This window comes from Methylobacterium sp. J-026, assembly GCF_022829585.1.
GTDB lineage: Bacteria > Pseudomonadota > Alphaproteobacteria > Rhizobiales > Beijerinckiaceae > Methylobacterium.
Window position 1 is genome coordinate 1 of sequence record NZ_JAKSYC010000248.1, and the last position, 550, is coordinate 550.

Genomic DNA, 550 nt, shown 5'->3' on the forward strand with positions numbered 1-550 from the left:
CAGAGCGGCAACCCCGGCGGTCGTCCGAAGGGTGCCCGCAACCGGTCGACCGAGGCCCTGGAGACGATCCTCGACGGCGAGAGCGAGGCCCTGACCCGCAAGGCGATCGAGATGGCTCTGGAGGGCGACACGGTCGCGCTGCGGATGTGCCTCGATAGGCTGATGCCCGTCCGAAAGGATCGGCCGATCACCTTCACCCTGCCGGAGATCGAGAGCCCGGCCGACCTAACCAAGGCGACCCGCGCGCTGATGCAGGGGGTAGCGGACGGCGAGATCACCCCGAGCGAGGCGGCTGAACTCTCCAAATTGGTCGAGGCGCACGTGAAGGCCGTCGAGGTCCGGGACGTCGCCACCCGGCTTGCCGCACTGGAGCAGGCCGCAGAGCAGGCATCGACGGGAGGGAAGCGGCAATGGCGGGGTTGATCGATCGGATAGCGCGGCTGGAAGCGGCAGCCGTCCCGCCATCGACCGGCAAGCACCTCACCTTCCAGGTCGAGGCGCCGCACGGTACGCCGACCAGCGACATCGTCGCCTTCTTGCGGAAGCGTGG

General features: G+C 68.9%; 1 protein-coding gene. It reads left to right on the forward strand.

Going from position 1 to position 550, the window contains the following annotated elements; genetic code table 11:
* Positions 1 to 423: DUF5681 domain-containing protein (locus tag MKK69_RS21615; protein WP_243971300.1), on the forward strand; the 423-nt coding region annotated here is incomplete at its 5' end.
* Positions 424 to 550 lie beyond the last annotated feature (127 nt).